At 69.2% G+C, this 18,154-nt stretch carries 16 protein-coding genes; 9 read left to right on the forward strand and 7 right to left on the reverse strand.

The genetic code is table 11. The annotated features are described in order from the left end of the window. Positions 1–73 precede the first annotated feature (73 nt). From ACWIGI_RS14325 to ACWIGI_RS14340, 4 genes are read right to left on the reverse strand one after another with little or no spacing between them, the layout of a single operon-like run. Positions 74–805 carry an ABC transporter permease gene (locus tag ACWIGI_RS14325; RefSeq protein WP_454202818.1) on the reverse strand — a complete coding sequence of 244 codons (732 nt, stop codon included), beginning with the start codon at positions 803–805 and terminating at the stop codon, positions 74–76. Further along, positions 802–1,461, reverse strand: a complete 660-nt coding sequence (locus ACWIGI_RS14330; protein WP_454202819.1) for an ABC transporter permease — start codon at positions 1,459–1,461, stop codon at positions 802–804. Before ACWIGI_RS14330 ends, ACWIGI_RS14325 begins: the two co-directional genes overlap by 4 nt. Further along, a complete protein-coding gene (locus ACWIGI_RS14335; protein WP_454202820.1) occupies positions 1,458–2,606 on the reverse strand; it encodes an ABC transporter ATP-binding protein in 1,149 nt (382 codons plus the stop codon). The genes ACWIGI_RS14330 and ACWIGI_RS14335 overlap by 4 nt, the downstream gene beginning before the upstream one ends. Positions 2,607–2,644: 38 nt before the next feature. Then, positions 2,645–3,538: an ABC transporter substrate-binding protein gene (locus ACWIGI_RS14340; RefSeq protein WP_454202861.1), complete on the reverse strand. Its 894-nt coding sequence runs from the start codon at positions 3,536–3,538 to the stop codon at positions 2,645–2,647. Between the two features lie 331 nt (positions 3,539–3,869). On the opposite strand from ACWIGI_RS14340, the gene ACWIGI_RS14345 reads away from it, so the two are divergent. Further along, complete coding sequence (locus ACWIGI_RS14345) at positions 3,870–4,766, forward strand: glycine betaine ABC transporter substrate-binding protein (protein ID WP_454202821.1); 897 nt, start codon at positions 3,870–3,872, stop codon at positions 4,764–4,766. Positions 4,767–4,833: 67 nt separating this feature from the next. Here ACWIGI_RS14345 and ACWIGI_RS14350 read toward each other — a convergent pair whose 3' ends face one another. After that, the gene (locus tag ACWIGI_RS14350; protein WP_454202822.1) at positions 4,834–5,457 is read right to left on the reverse strand and encodes a TetR/AcrR family transcriptional regulator; all 624 of its coding nucleotides are present in this window, start codon (positions 5,455–5,457) and stop codon (positions 4,834–4,836) included. An 87-nt stretch (positions 5,458–5,544) separates the two neighbouring features. On the opposite strand from ACWIGI_RS14350, the gene ACWIGI_RS14355 reads away from it, so the two are divergent. The 7 genes from ACWIGI_RS14355 (at position 5,545) to ACWIGI_RS14385 (ending at position 14,156) form a co-directional block, all read left to right on the forward strand. Continuing rightward, positions 5,545–7,065, forward strand: a complete 1,521-nt coding sequence (locus tag ACWIGI_RS14355; RefSeq protein ID WP_454202823.1) for a flavin-containing monooxygenase — start codon at positions 5,545–5,547, stop codon at positions 7,063–7,065. A gap of 36 nt (positions 7,066–7,101) precedes the next feature. Beyond that, positions 7,102–7,932 carry an SDR family NAD(P)-dependent oxidoreductase gene (locus ACWIGI_RS14360; RefSeq protein ID WP_454202824.1) on the forward strand — a complete coding sequence of 277 codons (831 nt, stop codon included), beginning with the start codon at positions 7,102–7,104 and terminating at the stop codon, positions 7,930–7,932. A 10-nt stretch (positions 7,933–7,942) separates the two neighbouring features. Next, a complete protein-coding gene (locus tag ACWIGI_RS14365; protein ID WP_454202825.1) occupies positions 7,943–8,857 on the forward strand; it encodes an alpha/beta hydrolase in 915 nt (304 codons plus the stop codon). Positions 8,858–8,979: 122 nt separating this feature from the next. Further along, on the forward strand, positions 8,980–10,773 hold the full coding sequence (locus tag ACWIGI_RS14370; protein WP_454202826.1) for an AMP-dependent synthetase/ligase: 1,794 nt from the start codon (positions 8,980–8,982) through the stop codon (positions 10,771–10,773). Positions 10,774–10,995: 222 nt separating this feature from the next. Then, positions 10,996–11,409 (forward strand): VOC family protein, encoded by a 414-nt coding sequence (locus ACWIGI_RS14375; protein WP_454202827.1) that lies wholly within the window; start codon positions 10,996–10,998, stop codon positions 11,407–11,409. An 82-nt stretch (positions 11,410–11,491) separates the two neighbouring features. Further along, a complete protein-coding gene (locus ACWIGI_RS14380) occupies positions 11,492–13,225 on the forward strand; it encodes a molybdopterin-dependent oxidoreductase (RefSeq protein WP_454202828.1) in 1,734 nt (577 codons plus the stop codon). A gap of 310 nt (positions 13,226–13,535) precedes the next feature. After that, positions 13,536–14,156, forward strand: a complete 621-nt coding sequence (locus tag ACWIGI_RS14385) for a Uma2 family endonuclease (RefSeq protein WP_454202829.1) — start codon at positions 13,536–13,538, stop codon at positions 14,154–14,156. 110 nt (positions 14,157–14,266) lie between these two features. Here ACWIGI_RS14385 and ACWIGI_RS14390 read toward each other — a convergent pair whose 3' ends face one another. Next, positions 14,267–15,742: a DHA2 family efflux MFS transporter permease subunit gene (locus ACWIGI_RS14390; protein ID WP_454202830.1), complete on the reverse strand. Its 1,476-nt coding sequence runs from the start codon at positions 15,740–15,742 to the stop codon at positions 14,267–14,269. A 60-nt stretch (positions 15,743–15,802) separates the two neighbouring features. Continuing rightward, positions 15,803–16,516 (reverse strand): PadR family transcriptional regulator, encoded by a 714-nt coding sequence (locus ACWIGI_RS14395; protein WP_454202831.1) that lies wholly within the window; start codon positions 16,514–16,516, stop codon positions 15,803–15,805. A 285-nt stretch (positions 16,517–16,801) separates the two neighbouring features. Between ACWIGI_RS14395 and ACWIGI_RS14400 the strand changes: the two genes are divergently transcribed. Further along, positions 16,802–18,112 (forward strand): vWA domain-containing protein, encoded by a 1,311-nt coding sequence (locus ACWIGI_RS14400; protein ID WP_454202832.1) that lies wholly within the window; start codon positions 16,802–16,804, stop codon positions 18,110–18,112. Positions 18,113–18,154 lie beyond the last annotated feature (42 nt).

Below are 18,154 nucleotides of genomic sequence, written 5' to 3' on the forward strand. Positions count from 1 at the left end.
TTTCACGCAAAACCTCCTCGGAAGTGGATGGTGCTGTAGCCACTGCCCATCGTGTCCCGGATCACAGTCGAGGTCAATGCGTTCTTTGCTGAGAGGTAGCCGATCGCTGGTCGGGGGGTGGCGCGGGGTCCGCGATGGTCCGGCGCAGGCGGCCCGAGCCGGGGGCCGCGGCCCACACCGCGGCCGCCAGCAGCGCGTCCAGGATCAGCGCCAGCGCGGCGACCAGGATCGCGCCGACGAGCACGCGGTCGTAGCGGTAGAGGCCGATGCCGTCGAAGATGTAGCGGCCCAGTCCGCCCAGATTGACGTAGGCGGCGATGGTCGCGGTCGCGACCACCTGCAGGGTGGCCGCGCGCAGCCCGGTGAGCAGCACCGGGAGCGCGTTGGGCAGTTCCACGCGGAACAGGACCTGGCGTTCGGTCATGCCCATGGCCCGCGAGGCGTCCACCACCGTGTGGTCGACGTTCGCGATCCCGGCGTACGCGCCGGCCAGCAGCGGCGGGATGCCGACGGTCAGCAGGGCCAGGATCGGCGGCAGCAGGCCCAGGCCAAGGCCGAGCACCGCGAAGGTGAGCAGGCCCAGGGTCGGCAGGGCGCGCATGGCGTTGGCGAAGCCGACGATCAGCGCCGAACCCCGCCGGGTGTGCCCGATAGCGAGGCCGAGGGGCACCGCGATCAGCGCCGAAAGTCCCACGGCCAGCACGGTGTACCAGAGGTGCTGCAGTACGCGAACCCCGATGCCGGTGGGCCCGGACCAGTTCGCGCCGTCGGCGAGGAAGGCCCAGGCATCCGCGAAAAGACTCATGCGGCGGGCCCTTTCGCGGTGCGGCTGTCGCGCAGCCACGGGGTGGCCAGCCTGCCGAGCAGGAACAGCGCGCGGTCCACGATGAGCGCCAGGACGAGCACCACGATGATGCCCGCGACGATCTCGTCCGGATAGTCGCGCTGATACCCCTGGGTGAAGAGCTTGCCGAGCCCGCCGACGCCGATGAGCGCGCCGACGGTCACCATCGAGATGTTGGTGACGGCCACGACCCGCAGGTTGGCGACGAATACCGGGAGAGCGAGCGGGAAGTCGACGGTGAGCACCCGCCGCAGCCGGGTGTAGCCGATGGCGTCGGCGGCGTCGAGCACGGCCGCGGGCACCGAGTCCAGGGCGGCGGGCACCGCGGTGACCAGCAGCGCCACCGAGTAGATGGTCAGGGCGATCACCACGTTGAGCGGATCGATGACCGCGATGCCCAGCAGCGGGGGAATGATCACGAACAGCGCGAGCGAGGGAATCGTGTAGGCGATGCTCGCGACGGTGGTGGTGATGCGCCGCGGCCAGCGGGTGCGGTGCACCAGCGCGCCGATCGGCACCGCGATGACCAGCGCGAGCAGCAGCGGCAGCAGCGCCAGATACAGGTGCGTGCGGGTGAATCCGGCGATCTCGCCGAGATTGTCGAGGAGGTAGTTCACCGCGGTTCCCCGGCGAAGAACGCGCGGTTGCGTTCGGCGTCCTCGTCCGCGCGCTGGCGGGTGAGCTGTTCCAGCACGTCCGCCGCGCGGATCCCGCCGACGGCGGCCCCCGAATCATCGACCGCCACACCGATTTCCGAGGGCGAGGAGATGGCGCTGTCCAGGGCCTGGCGCAGATCGCCGCCGGGCGGGAACAGCGAACCGCCCGCGGCGACGCACTCGGTCAGCGCGCGCCCGGCGCGGACCCCTTCCACGCCGGTGGTGTCGATCCAGCCGATGGGATGGCGTGCGGCGTCGACCACGAGCCGCCATTCGTTCCGGCCCAGGCGGACGCCGGGCACATCGGCGGGGGACAGGGTCGCGAGGTCGAGCAGCGTGACACCCGCGGCGCTGCGGAAGGACAGCTCGCGATAGCCCCGATCGCGGCCGACGAATCCGGCGACGAAATCCGTTGCGGGCTGCGAGAGTACGCGCTGGGGCCGGTCGTACTGCTGGAGCCGTCCGCCGGGCCCGAAGACGGCGATGCGCTCGCCGAGTTTGATGGCCTCGTCGATGTCGTGGGTGACGAAGACGATGGTCTTGCGCAGTTCGGCCTGCAGGCGCCGCATCTCGGCCTGGAGTTCGGTGCGCACCACCGGGTCGACGGCGCTGAAGGGTTCGTCCATGAGCAGGATCGGGGGATCGGCGGCCAGCGCCCGCGCCACCCCGACGCGCTGCTGCTGGCCGCCCGAGAGCTGCGCCGGATAGCGCCGGGCCAGTGCGCGATCGAGCCCGACGCGGTCGAGCAGTTCCAGCGCGCTCGCCCGGGCGGAGCGGCGCGAGACACCGCGCAGCACCGGCACGGTGGCGACGTTGTCGAGCACCGTGCGGTGTGGCAGCAGCCCGCCGCTCTGGATGACGTAGCCGATGCCGAGCCGCAGCTGCACCGGGTTTCGCGTCGAAATGTCCTGTCCGTCAACGGTTATGGTTCCGCTGGTGGGCGCGATCATCCGGTTGATCATGCGCATGGAGGTGGTCTTGCCGCAGCCGGAGGGGCCGACGAACACGGTGAACGAGCCGGACTCGATCCGCAGGTCGAGCTCGTGGACGGCGACCGTGCCGTCCGGATAGGTCTTGCTGACGCCGCTGAATTCGATGTCGGACACCGTGTTCCCCTACCGCCGTTGTTCTCGTCCGTCCCGCGCTACGCGACCGGTTTGTCGAGCCCCTGGGCCGTGATCCAGGTCTTGGCGGCGGCCGCCGGTTCGGTCTTGGCGTCGCCGGAGACCGCGGTGTTCAGCGAAATCAGTTCGGCGGTGGTCAATTTCGCGGAGACGGCGTTGAGCACCGCGATCATCTTGTCGCTCTTGCTCGCGGTGTTGAACAGTGGCACCACGTTCTGCGCGGCGAAGTTGTGCAGCGGATCGGCCAGTACCACCAGGCCGTTGGCGGCGATGGCGGGCGAGGTGGTGAAGATGTCGGCGGCGGTGACCTGGCCCTCGACCAGCGCGCGCACCGTGGCCGGACCGCCGCCGTCGGCGATGGGCACGAAATTGGCGGGCGCGATATCGAGGTTGTAGAACTTCTTCAAACCGGGCAGACCGCCCGGGCGCTCGGCGAATTCGGCGGGCGCGGCGAACTTCACCTCGGCCGAGTGCGCGGCCAGATCGGCGATGCTGCGCAGATTCCAGCGCTGCGCGGTGGCCGCGGTGACCACCACGGCGTCGGAATCCTCGGCGGGCGCGGGTTTGCCGATGCCGAGGTCGGTGCCGAGCGCGGTGATCAGCGCGGCGTTCACGTCGACCGCCGCGGTCGCGGTGGCGTTCTTGTCCAGGTACTGCAGCAGATTGCCGGTGTAGTCGGGCACCAGGTCGATCGCGCACTGGCGCAGCGCCGGGACATAGGCCTCGCGGCTGCCGATATTCAGCTTGGTGTCGATGGTGAAACCGTTGGCGCGCAGGGCTTCCGCGTAGAGGTTGGCGACGGTCTCGGACTCGGGGAAGTTGGCGGATCCGACCGTGAGGTGGTTCGTGTCGCCGCCGCAGTCGCCGGAGGCGCCGAGGGGATCGGAGTCCCCGCCACAGGCAGAGGCGACCATCGCGGCCGCCAGGGCCACCGCGGCGGCGAGAATACGCAGGGCGGTCCGAGCGTTTCGCCGGCCATTGGCCCGCGTGGTGAGTAGGGGGTGCACAGGCTTCCTTCCACCAAGAAAACAGACTTGACTGTTTATATTGCCCGCTTACCCACGCCGACGCCGCCTACGCCGGGTCGGTTTTGAATTCGCCTGGCACGACACCGTATTTCGGAGTGTTGAGGCCCCGATCCGCTTTCCCGGAACCCGGGGGAGCAGACTGTTGCGGGTGTTCGGCAGAACGGATTACCTCACCCGGGCCCGGCGTGCCCGGCGGCGATCGGCGCGGGCACCGCGCGTGACACGGCGCGTCGCCGTGCTCGCGACGCTGGCGGTCCTCGGTGCGAGTTGCGGTTCCGAGTCCGGGCCCGTGCTCACCATCGGCGCGGGCGAGTCCGCGCAATCGCAGGTGCTGGCCGCGGTCTACGCGGGCGCGCTGGCGCGCACCGGCGCGCGCACCGCGGTCCGGGACGGACTCGGCGACCGGCGGGCCGCGATCGCCGCGCTGGACGCGGACGAGGTCGTCGCGGTCGGCGAGGTCAGCGGTGATCTGCTCACCGACCTCGATTCCGGCTCCGCCGCACGCAAACCCGACGCCGTGACCGCGGCGCTCAACGCGGCGCTGCCCGCGGGCCTGATCGTCGGTGACGCCGCGGACGGCACCGATCTGCGGCCGGTGGTCGTGGCGGCGGCCACGCGGGTCGCCGAATTCCCGCCCACGCTGCGGGATCTCGGCCCGCGGTGCGCGGGGCTGGCGGTGGGCGTCGCCACCGGGCCGGCGCTGGATCCGCAGCGGGCCCCGCTCGATCCGCATCGGGACGTGGTCGAGCCGCTGCGCGCGGTGTACGGCTGCGAACTCGCGGAACCGGTGCCCTTCACCGACCTGGGTGAGCTGCGGAAAGCGCTCGCCGAGGGCCGGATCGGGCTGGGCGTGCTGTCGGGCCCGCCCGCCTATCTGCCGGACGGCGGCGGGGATCTGGTGGCGCTGGCCGATCCGGAGTACGCGTTCCGGGCCGCGATGGTGCTGCCGCTGGTGCGCAAGGGTGAGCTGAACGAGATTCGGCTGCGCAAACTGAATTACGTGGCCGGTGAGCTGACCACCGGGGACCTGGCGGACCTGATTCGCCAGGTGCGCGAGGACGGGGTGCGCCCGGACGAGGCGGCACGCGCCTGGCTGGACGCGCACGCGCTGTAGGCGATTGGAGGTCGTCCGCGCGGGACGCCTTGCCGCCGTGCGGGTGTGGCGGCTCGGCGTGCGGAGGTCAGTCCAGCAGCGCCGCGGCGAGTCTGGGGGTGAGCGCCAGCGACGGCAGCGATTCCACCAGCAGTTCGATGAGTTCGTCGCGGGATATGGGTTCCTCGCGCAGCCAGATGAGGGTGGTCTCCTCGAGGAAGGCGATCCAGCCGCGGACGGCCAGGGTGAGCCCGGGGCGTTCGGCGTCCTCGATGGGCAGCGGCGAGTTGGCCAGGATGCGCTCGACCTGTGCGGCGCGGTGCGCATCGACCATGGCGATGAGTTCGGGGATGGCGCTGGCCGGTCCGCGCAGCAGGGCGCGGTAGGAGGTGCGGTTCTCGCTGACGTAGTCGACGTAGCGCTGGATCGAGTCGCGCAGCATGTCGAGCATGTTCAGGTCCGGGTCCGGCGCGGTGCGGGCCAGCAGTTCGGCGTTGGCGTGCGCGACGACCGCCAGGTAGAAGTCCTGTTTGGTGGGGAAGTAGTGGAACAGCAGGGCGCGCGAGATGCCGGCCTGTTTCGCGATCTCGCTGACGGAGATGTCCTCCAGTTCCCGTTCGCGCAGCATGCGGGTGCCCAGGGTGATCAGTTGCTGACGGCGTTCCTCGGGGCTGAGGCGCACGCGTTTGGTTCCCGTGGCCGGTCTGCTCACGCCTACTCCTTCGGTCACCCGGGAAATCCTACTGAACGCGAGTCAACACTGTTGACTCGGACTCAATAAGACCTTACGCTCGATTTCATGAGTCGCAAGGTTACAGACAAAGCTGTCGATAATCGGCCGGTCCGGCATTCGCACATCATCATCGTCGGCAGCGGGTTCTCGGGCCTGGGCATGGCGATCCGCCTAAGCCAGCAGGGTCAGCGGGACTACCTGGTGCTCGAGCGCGGCGATGATGTCGGCGGCACCTGGCGCGACAACACCTACCCCGGCGCGGCCTGCGACGTGCCCTCGCACCTGTACTCGTACTCCTTCGCGCTGAACCCGGAGTGGACGCGCTCGTTCTCCAAGCAGCCGGAGATCCAGAAGTACATCCAGGGCGTCGCCGACAAGTACGGGGTGCGCGACAAGCACATCTTCGGCTGCGACATGACCGGCGCGCAGTTCGATAACGAGACCGCGCGCTGGGAGATCCAGACCTCGCAGGGTCCCTTCACCGCCGACATCCTGATCTCCGCCGTCGGCGCGCTGTGCGAGCCGAACCTGCCGGACATCAAGGGCATCAACGACTTCCAGGGCGAGATCTTCCACTCCGCCCGCTGGAACCACGATTCGGACCTGACCGGCAAGCGCGTCGCGGTCATCGGCACCGGCGCCTCGGCCATCCAGATCGTGCCGAGCATCGCGAAGCAGGTCGCCCATCTGGACGTGTACCAGCGCACCGCGCCGTGGCTGCTGCCGCGTGGCGACCGGCCGTACCTGCTGCCCGAACGCCTTGCCTTCAAGTACATTCCGGGCGCGCAGGCGCTCTCGCGCGCGGCCATCTACGCGGTCCGCGAGAGCCAGGTTGTCGGCCTGGCCAAGTTCCCGCCCGCGATGAAGATCCTGGAGACCGTGGCCCGCGCCAAGCTGCGCGTGGAGGTCCGCGATCCTGAACTGCGCGCCAAGGTCACCCCGAACTTCCGCATCGGGTGCAAGCGCATGCTCATCTCCAACGAGTACTACCCGGCCCTGGGCCGCGACAACGTCGAGCTGGTGACCGACGGCATCAAGGAGATTCGCGGCAACTCCGTCGTCACCAAGGACGGCGTCGAGCGCGAGGTGGACGCGATCATCGTGGCCACCGGCTTCCACGTCACCGATTCCCCGGCGTACGAGACCATTTCCGGTCGCGACGGCCGCACCCTCGCCGGCGTCTTCGAGGAGGGCGGTCAGCAGGGGTACAAGGGCTCGGCCATCAACAACTTCCCGAACATGTTCTTCATGCTCGGCCCGAACGTGGGCCTGGGCCACACCTCGATGGTGTACATGATCGAATCGCAGATCAACTACATCTCCGACGCCGTGGCCACCATCGACCGGCTCGGCCTGCGGACCATCGAGGTCCGCAAGGACGTGCAGGACGCGTACAACGTCGAGCTGCAGGGCAAGCTCGAGGGCGCGGTCTGGAGCACCGGCGGGTGCGCCTCCTGGTACATGGACAAGCACGGCAACAACACCACGCTGTGGCCGGACTTCACCTTCCGGTTCCGTAGTCTGCTCGAGAAGTTCGATGTATCCGCCTACGAGACTTCCGAATCCACCGCGCGGGTTTCCGCGTAATACTCGCCGTAACCGGCACAATCGAAAGTGGTAAACGTGAGCAACGATGCTTACTTCAAGGACAAAGTCTGTGTGATCACCGGCGCCGGCTCCGGCATCGGCCGCGCCCTGGCGGAGAACCTGGCCCGCCGTGGCGCGAAGCTCGCGCTGTCCGACATCGACACCGACGGCCTCGCCGAGACGGTCAAGCGCTGTGAGCGGTACGGCGTGGACATCAAGTCCGATCGCCTGAACGTCGCCGAGCGCGAAGCGGTGCTGCTGTACGCCGACGAGGTCGCCAAGCACTTCGGCAAGGTCAACCAGATCTACAACAACGCCGGCATCGCGCATCACGGCGATGTGGTCAGCACCGCGTTCAAGGACATCGAACGCATCATGGACGTCGACTTCTACGGAGTCGTCAACGGCACCAAGGCATTCCTGCCGTACCTCATCGAATCCGGCGCGGGTCACGTGGTGAACGTGTCCAGCCTCTTCGGCCTCATCGCGGTGCCCGGCCAGAGCGCCTACAACGCGGCGAAGTTCGCGGTGCGCGGCTTCACCGAGGCGCTGCGCCAGGAAATGATCATGAGCGGCAAGCCGGTCAAGGTGACCTGCGTGCATCCCGGCGGCATCAAGACCGCCGTGGCGCGCAACGCCACCGTCGCCGAGGGCCTGGATCAGAAGAACCTGGCCACGATGTTCGACAAGCAGCTCGCGCTGCACACCCCGGAAATGGCCGCGCAGGTCATCACCGAGGGCGTGGCCAAGGGGCACGGCCGCGTGCTGATCGGCTGGGAGGCCAAGCTGCTCGACCTGTTCGTGCGCAGCACCGGCTCGTACTACCAGCGCATCTCCGCGGTGGTGCAGAAGCGCTTCCTGCCCTAGGGAATTGGATATGTTGGACGTGAAACTGCCACTGCCCGTGGCACGTGCGGTGCTGCGCCCGGTCTTCCGGGTCATGCTGAACGCCCGGCTGCCTTTCACCGTGCAGCGCAAGCTCATGGAGATCGGCGCGCCGGCGCAGCGCCCGCCGCGCGGCACCCACGTGGAGCGCGTCCGCCTCGGCGGGCGTCCGGCCGAACGGGTCACCGTCGGCCCGGTCAGCGACCAGGCCACCGTGCTGTACCTGCACGGCGGCGGCTACACGGTCGGTTCGCCCGTCACCCACCGCGCGCTGGCGGGCTATCTGGCCCGCGAAACGGGTTGCGCGGTCCATGTTCTGGATTACCGCCTGGCGCCCGAGCATCCGTTCCCGGCCGGACTCGACGACGCCGAGATGGCCTTCCTGGAACTGGTCGCCACGGGGTACCGGCCCGAACGCATCGCGCTCGGCGGTGACTCGGCCGGCGGCGGGCTCTCCCTCGCGCTCGCGTTGCGGCTGCGGGACAAGCACGGCTACGTGCCGGCCGCGCTCGGGTTGATCGCGCCGTGGACCGACCCCAACGAGCTGCCCGCGCGGGACGAGGATCTGGTGCTGACCCGGCCGTGGTCGCGGTCGTGCGCCGACGCGTACCTCGGCGACGGCGACAACCAGGACATCGGCTACGCGCCGCTGCTGGCCGAACTGCACGGGCTGCCGCCCACCTACGTGCAGGCCGATCGCGACGAACTGCTGCATCCGCAGTGCGTGCGACTGGTCGACAAGCTCACCGCGGCCGGTGTTCGCACCGAGTTCTCCGAGACCGACGGGCTCTGGCACGTCGCGCAGCTGCAGGCGTCGCTGGTGGCCCCGGCCGCGGCGATCACGATCGAACTCGGCGACTTCCTGCGCCAAGCGCTGCGTCCCGCGCCCACCAGGTCCATAGGATAGGCAGCGCAGCGCGTGTGACCGCCCGGACCGGCGAACGAGAACATGTTCGGGCGGTCCGTGGGGTGTGACCTGGAAGCGTGGCGTAAATTACTCGCCAGTATTACTCAATGTGGAGGGCAGCGATGCGAGAGTTCGAAGTCCCGGCTACCTACACCATCCCGGAAACCGCGAACATGTCGGACGGCGCGTTCCGGCACGCGAAGGAAACGCCAGGTCTGGTCGTTTTCAACACCCCGGATGGCAACGGCGGCTGGAACGATGTCACCGCGGCGGAGTTCGCCGCGACCGTGACGGGAGTGGCCAAGGGTCTCGTCGCCTCCGGCATCGAACTCGGTGACCGCGTCGCCATCATGGCGGCGACCAGCTACGAGTGGGTCGTGCTGGACTTCGCCATCTGGGCGGCCGGCGGCTGCGGCGTCGCCATCTTCGACAGCTCCTCCGCCGAGCAGGTGCGCTGGATCCTCGAGGACTCCGCCACCAAGATCACCATCGTGCAGAACGACAAGCTGCGCGCCACCGTCGCCGAGGTCGAGGGCGGACTGCCCGACCTGCGCGAGGTGCTGATCCTCGATTCCGGCGTCATCGCCGAGCTCACCAAGCGTGGCGCGGAGCTGGACGACAGCGTTGTGCACGAGCGCCGCGCGCAGGTGAAGGCCGCCTCCCCGGCGACCCTCATCTACACCTCGGGCACCACCGGTAAGCCCAAGGGCGTCATGCTCTCGCACGCGAACCTGTACGCCGAGTCGGCCGCGGACCGCTCCTCGATGAGCGAGTTCCTGCAGCCGGGCCGCAAGTCGCTGCTGTTCCTGCCGCTGGCCCACGTCTTCGCCCGCGCGGTGGCCCTGGCCGCCTTCGACGCCGGCGTCACCGTGGCGCACACCGCCGACTGGTCGACGCTGGTCGAGCAGTTCGGCAAGTACAAGCCGGACTTCATCCTCTCGGTGCCGCGCGTGTTCGAGAAGGTGTTCAACGGCGCCAAGCAGAAGGCGCACGACGGCGGCAAGGGCAAGATCTTCGACTACGCCACCGAGGTGGCCATCGCCTACAGCGAGTCGCTGCAGAACGGCGGCCCCGGCCTGGGTCTGAAGATCAAGCACGCGGTGCTGGACAAGCTGGTGTTCAGCAAGCTGCGCGAGGCCATGGGCGGGCGCTGTGAGTCGGCCGTCTCCGGCGGCGGGCCCCTGGGCGCGCGCCTGGGCCACTACTTCCGCGGCGCCGGCGTCACCATCTACGAGGGCTACGGCCTGACCGAGTCCACCGCGGCCGTCAGCGTCAACACCCCCAAGTTCATCAAGGTCGGCTCGGTCGGCCGCCCGCTGCCCGGCCACGGCGCCAAGGTCGCCGAGGACGGCGAGCTGCTCATCCGCGGCCCGGTGGTCTTCAGCGGCTACTGGAAGAACGAGCAGGCCACGGCCGACGCGTTCGACGGCGAGGGCTGGTTCAAGACCGGCGACCTGGGCGCGATCGACGATCAGGGCTTCATCTCGATCACCGGCCGCAAGAAGGAAATCCTGGTCACCGCGGGCGGCAAGAACGTCTCCCCGGCGATGCTCGAGGATTCCCTGCGCCAGCACCCGCTGATCAGCCAGGTCATGGTCGTCGGCGACGGCCAGCCGTTCATCGGCGCGCTGATCACCATCGATCAGGAGGCGCTGCCGGGCTGGAAGGAACGCAACGGCATTGCCGCGGACATCTCGATGGCAGAGCTGATCGAGAACGCCACCCTGAAGTCGGAGATCGACGCCGCGGTGGCCGCGACCAACAAGCTGGTCTCGCACGCCGAGGCGATCAAGAAGATCCGGATCCTCCCGGTCGACTGGACCCAGGAGGGCGGCGAGCTGACCCCGAAGATGTCGCTCAAGCGCAACGTGGTGATGAAGCAGTACGCGGCCGACGTGGACGCGATCTACGCCTAGCCCACGGCTCTCGAACGAGGCGCCGCCCGCGGAAATGTCCGCGGGCGGCGCTTTTTCGTCGGGGTCGCAGCCGGCGCTGTGGTGTCCGGTGCGCTCGGGCTCGGCTGCGCGCCGAATCGTGTGCGGCCCATCGCGTGGCCGATGAAATTCGGGCATCCCGGTCGTCATACCCTGTGGGTGGCACGCGTTCGGCCACCCGAGGAATCGACCGAGGAGGCAGACATGACCGCTGTGAACCCGTATCTCGTCTTCAACGGCAATGCCGAGGAGGCATTCGTCTTCTACCGGTCCGTGCTCGGCGGGGAGCTGCAGATCGCCCGTTTCGCCGACATGGGCGGGACCGACGACTTTCCGGCGGAGTTCCGCGACAAGGTCGCGAACGTGACCTTGCCGCTGGGGGATTCGCTGCTCATGGGCTCGGACGTCCCGCCCGGGCAGACCGTGAGCTTCGACCGCCCGGCGTTCTCGGTGAGCCTGGACGTGGACAGCGCGGCCGAGGCCCAGCGGGTGTTCGACGCGTTCGCCGCGGGCGGGCAGGTCGCGATGCCGCTCGGCAAGACCGAGTGGGCCGAGGCGTTCGGGATGATCACCGACAAGTTCTCGATCCCGTGGATGATCAACTACGCCCCGCGCTGACGCTCGCCACCCCCGCGCCCGTCACGGTTATGTCACCGGCGGGCCGTGGGGAAGCGGCGAATCGGGCAGTAGGGTCGGGGGTGTGACCGGTCGTGGATTCCGGATAGGGAGTGGCATCGTCGCCGCCGGGGTGACCCTCGGGGTCGCCGAGGTCGTCGCGGCGTTCATCGGTCCGGACTCGGGCCCGCTGCAGGCCGTGGGGGCGTGGGTCGTCGACCACACGCCGGACGGGGTGCGGGAATGGGCCATCCAGAGCTTCGGGACCAACGACAAGCTCGTGCTGTTCGTGGTGATGGGCATCGTGGCGGTGCTGGTCGCCGGTGTCGCGGGGCTCGTCGAGCGGTCCGAGCGGCCCGCGGGGTCGGTGTTGTTCGCGGGGTTCGGGCTGGCCGCGGCGCTCGCGGCGCTCTCGCGGTCCCAGGCCTCGTGGACGTGGACGCTGCCCGCGCTGCTGGGCACGTGGGCCGGAATCATGGTGCTGCGCACGCTGATCGACCGGGTGGACGACTGGGCCGGAGTCGTCGCCGCCGCGAGTGCGGGCACGCTCGCTTCAAACCGTTCGGTGACGCGCGACCATGAATCGTCGCCGGTTTTGGGCGTATCCGATTCCGGCACTGCCGGGTCGGCGGGCGGGCCAACCGGCCTCGATCCGGTTACCGGGTCGGGCGGTGGGCCCTCGGGGGCGGAACCGGCGGGCGCGCAACGGGACACGAGCGGCCGGGGCAGCGCGACGGCGGAGGACGTCGCGGTCGAGCGGCGGCTGGTGGTGCGGGGGATCGCGGTCGCGGCGGCCGCGGGTATCGGGGCGGGGATCGCGGGGCGCGTGCTGGGGACGCGGACGCGGAGCGTGGCGGGGGAGCGGGCCGAGGTCGTGCTGCCCACGCCGAAAGGCGTTCCCGTCGTAGTGGATCCGGCGGCCGACCTGCGGCTGCCGGGGCTCACGCCGTACCTCACGCCGAACGCCGATTTTTATCGCATCGACACCGCGCTCACCGTGCCGCAGCTGAGCCGGGAGAACTGGTCGCTGCGGATCCACGGCATGGTCGATCGCGAAATCCGGTTGAGCTGGGCCGATCTCGACGCGCGGACGCCGGTCGAGCGGCTCGTCACCCTGGCGTGCGTGTCGAATCCCGTGGGCGGGGACCTGATCGGCAACGCGCAGTGGCTGGGGTACCGGCTCGACGAGCTCATCGCCGAGGCCGGCCCGCACCCGGACGCCGATATGGTGATGTCCCGCAGCGTCGACGGGTTCACCGCGGGCAGTCCGCTGGCCGCGCTCACCGACGGCCGCGACGCGCTGCTGGCGGTGGGCATGAACGGCGAACCGCTGCCGACCGCGCACGGCTACCCGGCCCGGCTGGTGGTGCCGGGACTATACGGTTACGTCTCGGCCACCAAATGGGTCACCGAACTCGAGATCACCAGATTCGATCGCGCGCAGGCATACTGGACCAAACGCGGCTGGTCGGAGCGGGGCCCGATCAAGACCGGCACCCGCATCGACACCCCGCGCGGCGGCACCCTCGCGCCAGGAACGGTCACCGTCGCCGGCGTCGCGTGGGCGCAGCATCGCGGAATCCGCGGCGTCGAGGTCCGCGTCGACAACGGCGAATGGCGGCCCGCGCGCCTGGCCGCGGAACCCACCATCGACACCTGGCGCCAGTGGGTCTTCGACTGGCAGGCCGAACCCGGCGTGCACACGCTCTGGGCGCGCGCCACCGACGGCACCGGTGAAACCCAGACCGCCGACCGGCGCGATGTGGTGCCCGACGGCGCGAGCGGCTATCCCTCGGTGACGATCCGCGTCGGTGCCTGAGAGCTCCAACCCGCGACGAAGGTGACCGGCGCGGTCGGCGGGCTCCTCTCGTTCGCGACCCGCGCCGGCGGACCGGCGCCCGCCCGGTCATGCCGCCGACCGCTGTGCCGGGGTCCCGGTACGGTCGCACCTCGGTGCGGATCGCCCGGTGGCTGAAACCCGCCGAAATCGGTGAGGTTCGACCGGTTTGCCGTGCTGCGGAAAGGTTTTCGGTGTGGCAAAGTGCCGAACGGCCTCTTGGCCGCTGCCGCGGGATTACGATCGGCGCTGCCCGTCGACCCCCGTCCGAGCCCATCCGAGGGAGCCCCGCGTGACCGGAGTACTGGAGTGGGCGCGGGCGGAGAACCTGCAGCCGGAGCCGCTCACGCTCGACCACTGGCACCAGCTCCCCCGGGAGTTCGCCCGGCTCGTCGAAGTGGTGAACGGCGACATCGTGCGCGCCGAAGCCCCGAGTCTCTGGCACGGCAACGCGGCCAAGCACCTGTCGTCGATGTTCGAGAGCGCCGCCGAAACCCATATGAGCCGCTACCAGGACGGCGTGCTCTACGTCGGAACCGGCCTGGACGTGCTGCTGTGGGAGACCCCGCGCCTCACCGTGCGCAGGCCCGACATCGTCATGTTCTCCTGCAGCCCTTCGGAAATGGGCCTGCTGCCCGCCTCGCGCATCCGCGTCGTGGTGGAGGTGGTGACCCCGGTCAGCGAACGCGTGGACACCACCGACAAGCAGGCGGAGTACGCCGCGGCCGGAATCCCCTGGTACTGGCTGGTCTACATGGATCGCGACCGGGTCGCCTACATCCAGACCTTCGTCCTGGTGCTCGGGCACTACCGCCCGCATCGCCGCCTGATGCCGATCGTCGGGGAAACGGTGCTGGACATGCCGATCGAGATCCGCCTCGACTGGCACTGGCTCATCGCACTGGCCTACTGACCTCGGATGCGAACAGGCTCCCGGCCGTGAAAACGATCGGGAGCCTGCTTATTTCGTTGTGCGGTGGCTGAGATCGGCTGTCTCGCAACCGATCCGCGGTCGGGAGCCGATCAGCTCGCGACGGGCTCCTTGTCGAGCCGCGTCTCGGACTGCTCGGCCGACTTCCCGTGCCCGACGAACAGCGCCGAGGCCACCACGCCGATCAGCAGAATGAACCCGGGCAGCAGCATCGACTGGCTCAGCGCCGTGCTGACCTTGTCCAGCACCGCCTCCGGCAGCTTCGCCATTCCCGCGCCGCCCTCGTGGATCGGTCCGGCGGGCAGATTCTGCGCCGCGATCCGCGAGGACATCAGCGCGGCGATCGCCGCCGAACCCAGGACCGAACCCACCTGGCGGGTGGTGTTGTAGACGCCCGCGCCCGCACCGGCCTGCGAGACCGGCAGATTGTGCGTCGCGGTGGTGGCCAGCGGCGCCCAGATGCACGCGTTGGCGATACCGGCGACGCCGCCGATGATCAGGAACGCCAGGATCGAGGCGTCCGGCTTCATCAGCGCGGCGAAGGCGAAGATCGTCGCCGAGAACGCGGCGAAACCGATGGTCGGGAACACCCGGGGCGGCATCCGATCGGACAGCTTGCCCACGATGGGCGCGAAGACGCCGGTCAGAATCGCCATGGGCGCGAGCACCAGCGCCGACCGGGTGGGCGACATGTCGCGCACCTGCTGCAGGTAGAAGTAGAACGGCACGAAGACCGCGGTCACCGAGGCGCCCATGGCCGCGATGGCCAGGTTCGACATGGCGAAGTTGCGGTCCTTGAACAGGCTCAGCGGCACGAGCGGCTCACCGGTGTTGCGGGCCTGATTGACGATGAACAGGCCGAGCACCACCACGCCCGCGGCGATCAGCAGCCAGATCAGCGCGTCCCAATCGCGGGTGTTGCCTTCCTGGATGCCGAAGACCAGCAGGAACATGCCCACGGCCGACAGTGCCACGCCGACGAGATCGAACTTGTGCTCGTGCGTCGGCAGCGCGGGCACCAGCCACACGGCCAGCGCGAACGCGATGATGCCGATCGGGACGTTGACGTAGAAGATCCACTCCCAGCCCTGCCAGTCCACCAGCACGCCGCCCAGGATCGGGCCGACCAGGGTGGCCAGGCCGGCGACGCCGCCCCACAGGCCCATGGCCGCGCCGCGCTTGTCCGGCGGGAAGGTGCGGGTGATGACGGCCATGGTCTGCGGGGTCATGAGCGCGGCGCCCAGACCCTGGACCGCGCGGGCGGCGATCAGCATCTCGATGCTGCCGGACATGGCGCACCACAGCGAGGCGGCGGTGAACACGGCCAGGCCGATGAGGTAGATGTTCTTGGGGCCGAAGCGATCTCCGAGCCGGCCGGTGATCAGCAGCGGCACCGCGTAGGCGAGCAGGTAGGCGCTGGTCACCCAGATGACCTTGCTGATATCGGCGTTCAGATCGTCCATGATGGCCGGGTTGGCCACCGCGACGATGGTCATATCCAACAGGATCATGAAGAAGCCGACGACCAGCGCATATAGCGCCAGCCACGGATTGCGTTCGGTGGACATGGATTCAGGTTTCCTGTCTGGCGGGGGCGGCCGAAAAGGGCTGCCCGGAAAGAGAAGTGGTCACGAGGCGCTCGGTCCGAGCGGGTTGCGGCCCTCGCGGACCGCGGCCACGTCGTCGGCGCTCAGGCCCGCGCCCCAATCCGAGCCCAGGCTTTCGGTCGGCAGGATTTCGAGGCGTTCGCCGGTCTCCGGGTCGAACTCCTCCCAGGGCAGCTCGCCGCTCTCCAGGTCGGCGACGAAGGCACGGATCCACTCGCCCTCGGTGACGTTGAGCGCGTGCATGTATTCGATGACGGCCCAGAAACGACGCGGCACCTGCCGGCTCACCGCCCACTCGCGCAGCGCCTCGATCTCGGCGCTGCGACCGTCTATCCAGGTCAGGCGTTCGCGCAAGAGCGCGATCACTTCCTGCACCGGCAAATTGTGCGCCTCGGCCAGGGCGACCGGGAAGGCCGGGTACTCCTTGATCGGCAGGCGCAGGAGCTCGGTGATGCGGGCCCGCAGCCGCGCTCGGCCCTCGGATCGGATGCGGTAGATGGTGCGTTCGGGCCGGTTGCCCGCCCGATCCGTGCCCTCCGCGAGCACCAGTCCCTGCTCGGCCAGGCGCGCCACCGTGTGATAGAGCGAGCCGGGCTTGATCTTGACCAGTTCGTCCTCGTGGCGGGTCATGAGCAGCTGATACATCTCGTACGGATGCATGGGCCGCTCCTCCAGCAGCGCGAGTACCGCGATCGCCATCGGCGTCAGCGCCACACCCGCCTGCTTCCGGTTCACCGGTACCTCCATCCTCCAAGCCAAATATTCCACGTGGAATATACGACCCGGAGCATTCCTGGAACAAGGGTCCGCTCACCGTCTGTGAAACACCTCACCGGGCCGAATAATTGCCCGGGTCGGCCCCGAAGTCGCCCGGCGCGCGATCGGGCAGGTCGCTCGGCGGTCGGACCGTGTGCGATGGCGGACGCGCCGCGATTGCCGCGGGGTGGCCGGAACGATCGCGGCGGCGGCGCGGCTTTCGTAGGCTGGCAGCCGAAAACTCGCGCGCACGAAGGAGCAGTCATGGTCGCCACGCTGATGAAGGGGCAGAACGCCCCGCTGGAGGCGGCGGGCGTCGCGATCTCGGTGCGCAGCGCCGCGGCCGTGGACGTGTCCGCGTTGCTGGTGACCGCGGACGGGAAGGTGCGCTCGGACGCGGACTTCGTCTTCTTCAATCAGCCGTCCGGGCCCGGGGTCGATTTCGTGGCGGGTTCGCCCGCGTCCCTGTGGGTTTCACCCGCGGCCGTGCCCGCCGATATCGACCAGGTGCGCGTGGTGCTGACCCTGGATGATCCGGCCGCCACCTTCGGGGGCTTCGCGCCGCCGGTCGTCGCGGTGGGGGACAGCTCGGGAAACACGCTGTGCGAGTACACGGTCGAGGGGCTCGACACCGAATCCGTGGTCATCGCGGTGGAGATCTATCGCCGCGCGCAGGCGTGGAAGGTGCGCGCGGTGGGGCAGGGGTACGCGGGGGGATTCGCCGCGCTGGTCACCGATCACGGTGTGAGCGTGGATGATTCGCCCGAGCCCGCCGCGGCTTCGGCACCTGCCGCGTCGTCGGTGCCCGCTGCGCCCGTAGCGCCCGCGACCGCTCCGAATCAACTGGAAATCCGCAGCGTCCCTGGCGAATCCGCTCTCCCCGCCGAACAGCGCGAGCGCCTCGATTTCCGCAAACGCGAGGTCGCGAAGGTGCTGCTCACCAAGCAGGCCACCGGCGTGCGCGCCCGCGTCGTGCTCGTTATCGACAAGACCGGCAGCATGCGCCAGCTCTACAACAGGAAAGTGGTCCACCGCGTCGTCGAGCGCATGATCCCCATCGCGATCCAGCTGGACGACGACGGCCTGCTCGAGCCCTACCTGTACGCCCGCGACTTCCTGAAGCTTCCGAACATCACCGTCGAACAAGCACATTCGTGGACCGAGAAGTACCTGCACCTGTCCGGCACCCGCGAGGGCCTGGACTACGACTTCATCGGCCTCGGCAACGTCGAGATGCCGATCATGCGCGAGGTCATGCGCACCCTGAAGCCCGGCGGCCCGCCCACCCTGGTGCTGTTCTTCACCGACGGCGGCTTCGCCAAGAAACGCGAGATCGCCGACCTGATGCGCGAGGCCGCGAACCTCCCCGCCTTCTGGCAGTTCATCGGCCTCGGCAAGGCCAACTTCGGCGTCCTGCACACCCTCGACGAGCTCGACGGCCGCACCGTCGACAACGCGGGCTTCTTCCCCGCCCTCGACATAGACGAGCTCGACGATCCCGCCCTCTACACGAGCCTGCTCGGCGAGTTCCCCGACTGGCTCCGCGCGGCGCGGGCGGCAGGCATCAGCCGCTGATCCTCGCCGGGGCCGGCGGCTGCCCCGGTGATCTCGGGACCC

The sequence above is a fragment of the Nocardia sp. NPDC055321 genome (assembly GCF_053645575.1).

What these genes read in the sequence shown, in the direction of transcription:
- ACWIGI_RS14365 (WP_454202825.1), top strand. Translation starts at nt 7,943, where the DNA reads ATGTTGGACGTGAAACTGCCACTGCCCGTGGCACGTGCGGTGCTGCGC.
- ACWIGI_RS14370 (WP_454202826.1), top strand. Translation starts at nt 8,980, where the DNA reads ATGCGAGAGTTCGAAGTCCCGGCTACCTACACCATCCCGGAAACCGCG.
- ACWIGI_RS14355 (WP_454202823.1), top strand. Translation starts at nt 5,545, where the DNA reads ATGAGTCGCAAGGTTACAGACAAAGCTGTCGATAATCGGCCGGTCCGG.
- ACWIGI_RS14390 (WP_454202830.1), bottom strand. Translation starts at nt 15,742, where the DNA reads ATGTCCACCGAACGCAATCCGTGGCTGGCGCTATATGCGCTGGTCGTC.
- ACWIGI_RS14375 (WP_454202827.1), top strand. Translation starts at nt 10,996, where the DNA reads ATGACCGCTGTGAACCCGTATCTCGTCTTCAACGGCAATGCCGAGGAG.
- ACWIGI_RS14340 (WP_454202861.1), bottom strand. Translation starts at nt 3,538, where the DNA reads ATGGTCGCCTCTGCCTGTGGCGGGGACTCCGATCCCCTCGGCGCCTCC.
- ACWIGI_RS14325 (WP_454202818.1), bottom strand. Translation starts at nt 805, where the DNA reads ATGAGTCTTTTCGCGGATGCCTGGGCCTTCCTCGCCGACGGCGCGAAC.
- ACWIGI_RS14400 (WP_454202832.1), top strand. Translation starts at nt 16,802, where the DNA reads ATGGTCGCCACGCTGATGAAGGGGCAGAACGCCCCGCTGGAGGCGGCG.